At 68.7% G+C, this 10,070-nt stretch carries 8 protein-coding genes and 1 tRNA gene; 5 read left to right on the plus strand and 4 right to left on the minus strand.

Annotated elements, in window-relative coordinates; all coding sequences use genetic code 11:
* Positions 1-281 precede the first annotated feature (281 nt).
* Positions 282-974 carry a response regulator gene (locus DEIPH_RS15820; protein ID WP_034359958.1) on the minus strand — a complete coding sequence of 231 codons (693 nt, stop codon included), beginning with the start codon at positions 972-974 and terminating at the stop codon, positions 282-284.
* 83 nt (positions 975-1,057) lie between these two features.
* Complete coding sequence (locus DEIPH_RS15825) at positions 1,058-2,812, minus strand: ABC transporter substrate-binding protein (protein ID WP_034359960.1); 1,755 nt, start codon at positions 2,810-2,812, stop codon at positions 1,058-1,060.
* A gap of 346 nt (positions 2,813-3,158) precedes the next feature.
* Here DEIPH_RS15825 and hslO point away from each other — a divergent pair, with 346 nt between their 5' ends.
* From hslO to DEIPH_RS15845, 4 genes are all read left to right on the plus strand, one after another.
* Positions 3,159-4,070 (plus strand): Hsp33 family molecular chaperone HslO, encoded by a 912-nt coding sequence (hslO, locus tag DEIPH_RS15830; protein ID WP_034359963.1) that lies wholly within the window; start codon positions 3,159-3,161, stop codon positions 4,068-4,070.
* A gap of 155 nt (positions 4,071-4,225) precedes the next feature.
* Entirely contained in the window at positions 4,226-5,491 is a 1,266-nt protein-coding gene (locus tag DEIPH_RS15835) for a S1C family serine protease (protein WP_034359965.1), read from the plus strand.
* Between the two features lie 89 nt (positions 5,492-5,580).
* Positions 5,581-6,672 (plus strand): tRNA nucleotidyltransferase/poly(A) polymerase family protein, encoded by a 1,092-nt coding sequence (locus DEIPH_RS15840; protein WP_407636518.1) that lies wholly within the window; start codon positions 5,581-5,583, stop codon positions 6,670-6,672.
* A 43-nt stretch (positions 6,673-6,715) separates the two neighbouring features.
* Positions 6,716-7,333, plus strand: a complete 618-nt coding sequence (locus DEIPH_RS15845; RefSeq protein WP_034359970.1) for a site-2 protease family protein — start codon at positions 6,716-6,718, stop codon at positions 7,331-7,333.
* Between the two features lie 200 nt (positions 7,334-7,533).
* Here DEIPH_RS15845 and trhA read toward each other — a convergent pair whose 3' ends face one another.
* Both trhA and guaB read right to left on the minus strand, forming a co-directional pair.
* The gene (trhA, locus tag DEIPH_RS15850) at positions 7,534-8,175 is read right to left on the minus strand and encodes a PAQR family membrane homeostasis protein TrhA (protein WP_034359972.1); all 642 of its coding nucleotides are present in this window, start codon (positions 8,173-8,175) and stop codon (positions 7,534-7,536) included.
* Between the two features lie 99 nt (positions 8,176-8,274).
* Positions 8,275-9,813 carry an IMP dehydrogenase gene (guaB, locus tag DEIPH_RS15855; protein ID WP_034359974.1) on the minus strand — a complete coding sequence of 513 codons (1,539 nt, stop codon included), beginning with the start codon at positions 9,811-9,813 and terminating at the stop codon, positions 8,275-8,277.
* A gap of 131 nt (positions 9,814-9,944) precedes the next feature.
* Here guaB and DEIPH_RS15860 point away from each other — a divergent pair.
* A tRNA-Ala gene (locus DEIPH_RS15860) sits at positions 9,945-10,020 on the plus strand.
* Positions 10,021-10,070: the final 50 nt, after the last annotated feature.

Here is a 10,070-nt window from a genome sequence, read left to right on the forward strand (position 1 = left end):
GGCTCCGTGTCGTCTTAGCGGTGCTCGCCCATAACCTCACCAGGCCCTAAACGGCGTTTCCAAGCTGACCTTCCAGGCCGCCGGGCCGTTCGGGCCGCCAGGCCCGAGGCCGCCCGGTCAGCGAGCCGGGCGTCGAGGCCGGAGACGTCGACGCCTACACCTCCACGACACCTGCGGGAACATCTCTGGCCGAGCGCAGCGAAAAAGCTCCCCCTACCCGGCGGGGTAGGGGACTGGGGGGTGGGGAAACGCCTTCCAACGCGAAGGCCCACGGCCCCCTTTCAGAGGCTTTTCGGATCGATCCATCCGCGCTTGATCCCGTACAGCACCGCTTCCGTCCGGCTGCCCACGCCGAGCTTGGAAAAGATGTTGGCCAGGTGGACCTGGACGGTGCGGGGGCTGATGTCGAGGTCGCGGGCAATTTCCTTGTTGGTGCGGCCGGTGGCGGCCACGCGCAGCACCTCCAGCTCGCGGGGGCTGAGGGCGTCTTCGGGGGGCGTGGGCGTCTGGTGGGTACTGAAGCGTTCGAGCACCTTGCGGGCGACGGAGGGGTGCAGGGCACTTTCCCCAGCGGCGACGGCCCGCACGGCCCCCAGCAGGTCGTCCTCACTGGTGTTTTTCAGCAGGTAGCCCGCCGCACCCGCTTCCAGCAGGGCGAACACGTAGGCGTCGTCGTCGTAGCTGGTCAGCACCAGCACGCCCACACCGGGCAAAAAGGCCTTGATCGCCCGGGTCGCCTCGATGCCGTTCATGCCGGGCATGGACACGTCCATCAGGATCACGTCGGGCGTCAGGGCGCGGGCCTTGACGATGGCTTCCTCGCCGCTCTCGGCCTCCCCGACCACGCGCAGGTCTTCTTCACCCTCCAGCAGTTCGCGGGTGCCCTTGCGGACGACGGGGTGGTCGTCTACCAGCAGCAGCGTGATGGGCCGCGCCTGGGCGGGCAGCGTCTCGGTCGGGTCGGCGCCTTGCATGGCCGCAGGATACGCGCTGGGGCCGCCCTCACGGTGGAAGGCGGCCCCAGGGTTCAGAGACAGCAGGGTTCAGAGACAGCGGCTCAGCTCTTGCCGAGTGCCTTCCAGAGCGTGCCGGTGCCGAAGTTGCTGAAGGAACGCATCGGGTTGTAGGTATCGAGGCTGAAGCCCGTGAGGTTGTCGCGGTACGGGCGAATACCGGGGTTGCTGGGCATCAGGATGAAGTAGGCCTGATCCTGCGCGCGCTGCGCGATCTGGGTGTAGATCTGGTTGCGGCGCTCGGCGTCGGCGGTGTTGCGGGTTTCCTCGATCCAGGTGTCGATCTGCGGGTCGGCAAAGCCCGTGCGGGGGTGATAGAAACCCTTGCTGCTGTAGAAGGTGGAGACGAAGTTGTCGGGGTCGGCGTAGTCGGGCGACCAGCCGGTGATGACCATCGCCTCGCGGCCCTTGTCGGCGTTATCCAGAATCTCGCTCCACTGCTTGGGCTGGATATTGACCCTGAACTTGGGGTTGAGCGACTCGATGTTCTTCTTCAGCAGTTCCATCGCGGTCTGCCCGGCCACGCTGTTGGCGCGGTAGGTGGCGTTCAGGATAAAGCCGTTCTGCCAGACCTGCCCGCCCCACGCCTGCTGGAAAGCCGCCTTCGCCGCCGCGAGGTCGAACTTCGGGGCCGCCAGGTCCTTGTCGTAGCCGGGGAAGGTGTCGGGAAGCAGGAAATTGCGCGGCTGACCCGCGCCGCCCTGCACCTGCTTGATGTAGGTGGGGACGTCGAAGGCGGACACAAAGGCCCGGCGCACATTCAGGTCGCTGAAGAAGTTGGCGGGAATGCCCTTGCCGTCGAGCTTGCCGCTGCCCAGACTGTCTTTGGCCTTGATGTTCTGGTTCATCGTCATGCCGAAGGCGCTGATGTCGGGGAGGTTGTCCACGACGGCCACACCGGGCTTGCCCTTGAGCTGCTCTTCGATGTTGGCGCGCGTCCCGGCCTCGATCAGGTCGGCGTCACCGCGCAGGAAGGCCTGCTGGCGGGCGGCCAGTTCCGGCACCTTCTGGATAATCACGTTCTTGATCTGGGCCTTGTCCCCCCAGTAGTCGTCAAACGCCTGGGCGGTCAGGGCGTTAGAATCCTTTTTCAGGAAACGGTACGCGCCGGTACCGCTGGGGTCCTGTGAAAGGGGACTGCCGGTCAGGTCCTTGCCGACCGCCGCCTTCCAGGTGGCCTCGGTGCCGTCCCACTCGCCGATCTTCTTGGCGTGCTCGCTGTCCACGACGCTCTGGCCCGCGTAGGCCAGCTTGCTCAGGAAGGCGGGGTCGGCCTTGGGCAGCGTGAAGACCAGCGTCTCGCCGTCACACTTCACCGCGTCCGCGATCTTGGCCCAGGTGATGGACTTGTCGTCGTTGGCGTTGCTGGCGGTGCCCAGCAGGCTTTCCGAGAGGAACCAGTTGCCGCTCTGGCTGGTGTTGGTCACCAGGTTGCGGCGGAAGGTGTACTCGGCGTCGGCGCACTTGAAGGCGTTGCCGGTATGGAACTTCACGCCGTCGCGCAGCGTGAAGCGGTACTCGCGGCCACCGTTGCCCATTTCCCACTTGGTCGCCAGCAGCGGTTCGAGTTCGCTGAGGCTGCTGCCCTTGTAGGTCAGCAGCGTCTCGTACAGGTTCTCGACAATCTGGCCGCTGCCGGTGTCGTAGGAGGTGCCGGGGTCCAGCGTGGGGATATCGGAGGCTTCCTGCACGACCAGCGTGCTGCCCGCGCCGCTGTCCGCGTTGCGGTTGTTACAGGCGGCCAGGGTCAGGGCCAGGGTGGCGAGCGCCAGGGCGCGGGTAGGGATTCCAGACTTCATGATGACTCCTGAGGGGAAAAACCGGCGGATTTTCAGTGGGCCGGAAGGTGCGTGGCCCTGAACGGACGGAACTCAAGCGAAGTGGGTCGCCCTCACAGGCGAAGCAATCTTCAGGCTAGGGGCAGGTTATGAGTGTTCCCCTGGGGTTCGCTCAAGAAGGCTGAGGGCGGATTCAGGGGCAAGTCAGCCCGCCCAGCGTCTCAGACAGGTCCGGCGGCCTCCGGCCCCGGGCCACCCCACAGGCCTGACTTTAACGGAAGAGGCGCGCCGCGCAAAGCACCGCCCCGGTGGGGGGATTGAAAGACCTCCCACACCGGGCTTGAGTGCCCGAGTGTAAGATTTCCTAATGACTTCAGACGCTCACCCGAACTCCTTCCTGTTGCGCGGCACGGCGGCCGGGGGCACCCTGCGCTTCGTGGGGATCGACGCCACGCAGATCGTCGAGGACGCCCGCTTGCGCCACCATCTCAGCAAGACGGCGACGGCCGCGCTGGGCCGCGCGCTGGCGGCCAGCGCCCTGCTCGCCGTGGTGCTGGGCAAGAAGAGTGACAGCCGCGTGACCCTGCGGATTCAGGGCGGCGGGCCGGTCGGCTGGATCGTGGCCGAGGGCAGTGCCGACGGGCGCGTGCGCGGCTACGTGCGCGAACCCGGCGCGGACCTGCCCGTGCGCGGGACGGACGGCAAACTGGACGTGAGCGGCATCGTCGGCACGGACGGCGAACTGGCCGTGACGCGCCTGCTCGACAACGGCGAACCGTACACCGGCAGCGTGCGGCTCTCAAGTGGCGAGATCGCCGAGGATGTCAGCACCTACCTGGGCGTGTCCGAGCAGATTCCTAATGCCGTGCTGCTCGGCGTGTACGAGGAAGGCGGGCGGGTCCACCGGGCCGGGGGCCTGCTCGTCCAGGCCATGCCCGGCGTGACCGAGGCAACGCTGGCGCAGCTGGAAGCCAATATCCGGGGGATGGGGCAACTGACCGACCACCTGCGCCGGGGCAGCCTGCTGGAAACCCTGCAAGCGGCGGCGGCGGGCCTGGACCTGATCCTCGCCCCCGAGGCGCAGGCCGCCCGCTTCCAGTGCCGCTGCTCCCGCGAGAAGGCGCTGGACAGCCTGAAGTTCTTCGCACCCGCCGAGCGCCAGGAGATGATGGACGAGGGCGGCCAGGAGATCGTCTGCCACTGGTGCGGCGAGCATTACCAGATCACGCCCGCCGAGATCGCCGGCCTGGAGGCCCAGCGCGAACGCGCCCAGGCCTGAGGCACTGGCCCCGCTCCGCACGTCGGGGAGGACTGGGGGCGCGGCCCGGTCCTCCCCGGCTTTTGTCCGCCCGGCACCGGGCAAATGAACGAAGTCCGTAGAAGGCGGCCCCGAACCCCCGGGCATCCGCCCGGTGCGCCGGGGATAATGGCCCCATGAAACGACCGATCCTCGCGGCGGTACTGGTGCTGGTGGGCCTGGGACTGGGGGCCACCCTCCTGCGGGATCAGGTGCCCGTCTCGGGGGCGCAGACGAACCCGGCGGCCACGACCGCCGCCGAAGCCGGCGCGAAACTGCAAAACGAACTGAACACGATAGACATCGTGCGGCGCTACGAGCCGGGCCTGGTCTACATCAGCACCGAGCAGGAGGTGGTGCAGCAAAACCCGATGGGGTGGATGTTCGGCCCCGGCAACCAGACGCAGGTGCAGCAGGGCGTGGGCAGCGGCTTTTTCGTGAATGCCCAGGGCGACATCCTGACCAATTACCACGTCGTGGCGGGCGAGAGCGGTCAGGGGTCCGCCCCGCGCATCCGCATCCGCGTGATGAACAGTGACCAGAGCGTGCCCGCGCGCGTGATCGGCCGCGCGCCCCAGTACGACCTGGCGCTGATCCGCCCCGAGGGGCTGGAGGCCAGATTCATCAAGCCGATCCCGCTGGGCGACAGCGACACGCTGCGGGCCGGGCAAAAGGCCATCGCGATGGGCGCACCCTTCGGGCTGGACTTCAGCGTCACGGAAGGCATCGTGAGCAGCACCGCCCGGCAGATTCCCATCGGCTTCTCGAACACCGGCACGGGCGAGGGCATCACCCAGAAGGCGATCCAGACGGACGCGGCCATCAATCCCGGCAACAGTGGCGGTCCGCTGCTCGACTCCACCGGGCGCGTGATCGGCATCAACACCCAGATTCTGTCCCCCGCCGGAGCGGCCACCGGCATCGGCCAGAGCGCGGGCGTGGGCTTCGCCATTCCCATCAACGCCGCCAGGAACCTGCTGCCCCGGCTGCAACAGGCGAATGGCGGCGAGGTGCGCGCCCCCCGGCTGGGCATCAGCGCAGGCCTGATCGTGCAGGGGCAGGGGCAGGCCGTCGCGGTGGGCCTCAGCGCCCTGACGACCGAGGGCAAGCGGCAACTGGGGCTGCCCGAGACGGGGCTGGTCGTGGGCCAAGTGCAGCCGAACTCGCCTGCGGCCCGGGCCGGACTGCGCGGCGGCAACAAGCAGCAGGCCTTTCCGGGCGGCGAGGTTCTGCTGGGCGGCGACGTGATCACCGCCGTCAACGGCAAGCCGGTGGACGCCCTCGAAGACCTGCAGGCGGCCCTGATCGACAAACAGCCGGGCAACAGCGTGACGCTGCACGTCGTGCGGGGGCGGCAGGCGCGCGACGTCAAAGTGACGCTGGACAATAGTTCCTTCCAGTGAGTGACCGGCCCGAACAGCGCGGTGGGAAGGCCGCCGCCCCCTCCGCAGAACGGGTCTGGGCACAGCTCCGGCCAGAGGACCGCCAGTGGCTGACGGACTTGGCCGGGCGAGCGGGCGCAGATGCGCGGGTGGCCCTGGTCGGCGGGGCGGTGCGGGACGCGCTGCTGGGTGCCCTGCCCACCGACGCGGCCCCCCCCGACCTCGACGTGGTGGTGGAAGGTGCGGACGCGGGGGCACTCGCGGCGGCCCTGGGTCTCCCCTTTCTGGTCCACGCGGCCTTCGGCAACGCCACCGTGACGCTGCCGGACGGGCGGCACGCCGATCTGGTGCGGGCGCGGCGGGAACGCTACCCGGTGCCGGGCGGCAATCCCGTTCCGGCCCCCGGCACCCTCACCGACGACCTGCGGCGGAGGGACTTCGGGCTGAACGCGCTGGCCCTGGTGGCCAGGCCGGACGGCCCCCCCACCCTGCTGGACGAGGTGGGCGGCCTGGAGGACCTGCGGGCACGCACGTTGCGGCCCCTGCACCCCCACTCGCTGCACGAGGACGCCAGCCGCCTGATCCGCGCGGCGCGGCTGGCCGGTCGGCTGGACCTGAGCGCGCACCCCGAGTTGCTGCGGCAGGTGCCGGACGCGCTGAACATGGCAGCACAGACGCCCCGCCTGCACGCCGAACTGCGCCTGCTGCTGCACGAGCCGAGGCCGGGAAGGGCCGCCCGCAGGCTGGAGCACTGGGGCGCTGGGGCACTGCTGCCCGCCGGAGCCGTAGAGCGGCTGGAGGCCCTCGACGCCCTTCAGAACGCCGGCCAGCCCGTCCCCGCACAGGCTTATGCCGCCGCGCTGCTCTCGGCGGCCCCCCAACCTGCGGCGCTGGCTGAGCGCCTGGGCCTGGGGGAAAAACCCGCCGCGCTGCTGGCCCGCGCCCTGTCGGACGCCCCCGCCGCGCCCGGCAGCCCGGAAGCGGCCCTGCGCGCCCTGCTGCGCCCGGACGCCTACCCGGTCCTGACCGGCCGGGACGTGGTGGCGCTCGGGGTGCCGCCCGGCCCGGCGGTGGGCGCGGCGCTGGCGCATCTGGCGGCGCTCCGCCGGGCGGGCACGGTACGCTCACGGGAGGAGGAACGCGCGGCCCTGAGCGCGTATCTGCACGGCGACGCCCCGGGCGGTTCCTCTTCGCCCACCTGAGAGGGTCATCCGGTCCGGCCCCCGGCCCTTAGAATGCCCCCCTATGGGCCTGATCAGTCTCCTGACCACGAACCCCACCGCGTTCGTGATCATCGCGGTGGCGCTCGCACTTTCGCTGACCGTCCACGAGTTCGCGCACGCCTGGACCGCCGACCGCCTGGGGGACCCCACACCCCGGCGCTACGGGCGCGTGACCCTCAACCCGGCCAGGCATCTCGATCCCTTCGGCACCCTGCTGCTGCTGATCGCGGGCTTCGGCTTCGCGCGGCCCGTGCCCATCAACCCCAATAACCTGGGGCGCTGGGGCACCCTGTGGGTGTCGGCGGCCGGGCCGATCAGCAATCTCCTGATCGCCTTCGTGGCCGCCGTGCTGCTGCGCGTGCTGCCCGCCAACCAGATCACCGACCTGGTGCTGCTGTACGTGCTGAGCATCAACGTCGTGCTGGCCGTCTTCAACCTGATTCCCATTCCGCTGCTCGACGGCAGCCGCATCCTGGGCGCGCTGGTGCCGTCGCTGGGGCGCAGCCTGGCCCAGTTCGAGGCCCAGCCCTTCAGCTTCGTGATCGTGATGCTGTTCATCTTCATCGCCCGCGACCCTATCGGGAACATCATCAGCAGCGTGCAGCGCTGGGTGCTGACTACGGTCGGGGTCGGCCTGTAGTACAGGGTCAACCGATTTTCTAGAATCTGGATGATGAGAAACGAATTGCCAGAGGTCGTTCGGGACAGCGAATGCATTCTCATCGTTCAAGTGGCCACCCTGCTTTGACTACCTGACGGTCTAATAGGAACAGGAAGCGCCCCGTCACGAAAAGACCCCCGGCCAGGACCAAGGCCGGGGGTTTTCGGGGACAGTGCCGCTCATCTCAGATGAAACATCATCGCCACGTGTGCGCCGGTACCGCCCAACACGAACAGGTGCCAGATTTCGTGGAAGCCGAAGCCGGGGCGGGGGTTCCAGCGTTTGGTGCCGTAGATCACCGCGCCGATGGAGTACAGCAGGCCCCCGGCGGCCAGCCAGAAGATCGCGGCAGCGGGCAGGTTGCGCGCGAGTTGCGGCACGAACGCGAGGGCCAGCCAGCCCATGCCCACATACAGCAGCGTGCTGATCCAGCGGGGCAGGCGCATCGTCAGGACCTTCAGCAGGATGCCGGCCGCCGCGATGCCCCAGACCACCCACAGCACCACGTCGCGCCAGATGCCCTCCAGCCCGTAATACGCGATGGGTGTATAGCTGCCCGCGATCAGCAGGAAAATGCCCGCGTGGTCGAGCTTCCTGAGCCACAGCAACCCGCGCTCGCCGGGCCGGAAGGAGTGGTAGCTGGCGCTGGCCGCGTACAGCAAGACCATGCTCAACCCAAAGACCACGAAAGGCCACAGGGCCAGCCCCCGCGTCTGCGCCCACCACAGCAGCGGCCCCAGCACGGTCAGGGCCGCGACGGCCCCGCCCCAGTGCGTCAGGGCGTTCACGGGTTCGCGCGGGGCGGTCAGAAGACGCTTCACCCGCACAGCCTAGAGGGAAGCGGGGCCGGGGCAGTAGGACTTGGGACGCAGTACGCGGGAACAGACAGGCGCCCCACGCCCTGCGGCCCCTGACGCCCCCTACTTCCCGCCGTAGTTCGGCGCCTCCTTGGTGATCGTCACGCCGTGCGGGTGGCTCTCGATCAGGCTGGCCCCGGTGATGCGCACGAACTGGGCGCTGTCACGCAGGGTTTGCAGGTCGGGGGCGCCGCAGTAGCCCATGCTGGACCGCAGGCCGCCGACGAACTGGTAGATCACCTCGCCCGCCGTGCCCCGGTAGGCGATGATCCCCTCGATGCCCTCGGGAACGAACTTGCGGCTTCCGGTCTGGAAGTAGCGGTCGCTACTGCCCTGGTCCATCGCGCCCAGCGATCCCATGCCCCGGTAGCTCTTGTAGCGGCGGCCATCGCGCAGGACCGTCTCACCGGGGGCCTCGTCGGTGCCGGCGAGCATGCTGCCCATCATCACGGCACTGGCCCCGGCGGCAATCGCCTTGGGCACGTCGCCGGTCTGCTTGATGCCGCCGTCGGCGATCACCGGAATCCCGGCCTCCAGCGCCGCCGCCGAAGCCTCGAAAATGGCGGTGATCTGCGGCACACCGACGCCGGTGACGACGCGCGTGGTGCAGATCGATCCCGGACCGATGCCCACCTTTACCGCGTCCGCACCGGCCAGAATCAGATCCTTCGCCCCGGCGCGGGTGGCAATATTTCCCGCGATCACGTCCACGTCGAACTGATCCTTCACCCGTGTCAAGGCGTTCAGGATGCCCTGGCTGTGGCCGTGCGCGCTGTCCAGCACCAGCACGTCCGCCCCCGCCGCGACCAAGGCCCCCGCGCGGTCCATCAGGTCGGCACTGACGCCGATGGCGGCGGCCACCCGCAGGCGGCCCAGATCGTCCTTCGCGGCGCGGGGGTACTTCACCCGCTTGGCGAGGTCCTTGATGGTGATCAGGCCCTTGAGGAACCCCTCCCCGTCGGTCACCAGCAGTTTCTCGATGCGGTGGCGCTTGAAGATCTCCTGGGCCTCCTCCAGCGTGGTGCCGACCGGAACGGTCACGAGGTTCTCACGGGTCATCACGTCCGCGATGGGCGTGGCGAGGTCGTCCACGAAGCGCATGTCGCGGTTGGTGATGATGCCCAGCAGCCGCCCGGCGGGGTCGGTGATCGGCACGCCGCTGATGCGGTACTCGGCCATCAGGCGGTCGGCGTCGCCCACGCTGGCGCCCGGCGGGAGCGTGATGGGGTCCACGATCATGCCGCTCTCGGACCGTTTGACCTTGCGGACCATCTCGGCCTGCGCGTCGATGGGCATGTTCTTGTGAATGACGCCGATGCCGCCCTCGCGGGCCATCGCCACCGCCATGCCCGTCTCGGTGACGGTATCCATCGCCGCCGACACGAAGGGGATGTTCAGGCGGACCCGGCGCGTGAGCTGCGCTTCCACATTGACCTCGTGCGGCAGGACGGTGGAATGGCGGGGCTGAAGCAGCACGTCGTCGAAGGTGATGCCTTCCTGGCCGAACTTGTAGGCGAAGCGGTTTTCATGTTCCGCCGCCGACGGTTGGGCCGAAGACGGCTGGACGGAAGACGGCTGGGCAGGAGTCACGGGGGCGCTCATGCACCGGAGTCTACCCGTGCCGGATGTACCGCCGCTGAAGGCTGTCCCGTGCGCCCGGCCAGTCCTCCCCTTGCACGGCTGGAAAACGCGTGCTAGATTTTCCCTCGCCTTTTGGAGCCAGGAGGCCGCGTGGGGTCGTAGCTCAGCTGGGAGAGCGCGTCGTTCGCAATGACGAGGTCAGGGGTTCGATCCCCCTCGACTCCACCACAAAAAAAACCCGCCACAGCGGCGGGGTTTTTTTTTTTTTCTGGCCCCCC

The sequence above is a fragment of the Deinococcus phoenicis genome (assembly GCF_000599865.1).
GTDB classification, from domain to species: Bacteria; Deinococcota; Deinococci; order Deinococcales; family Deinococcaceae; genus Deinococcus; species Deinococcus phoenicis.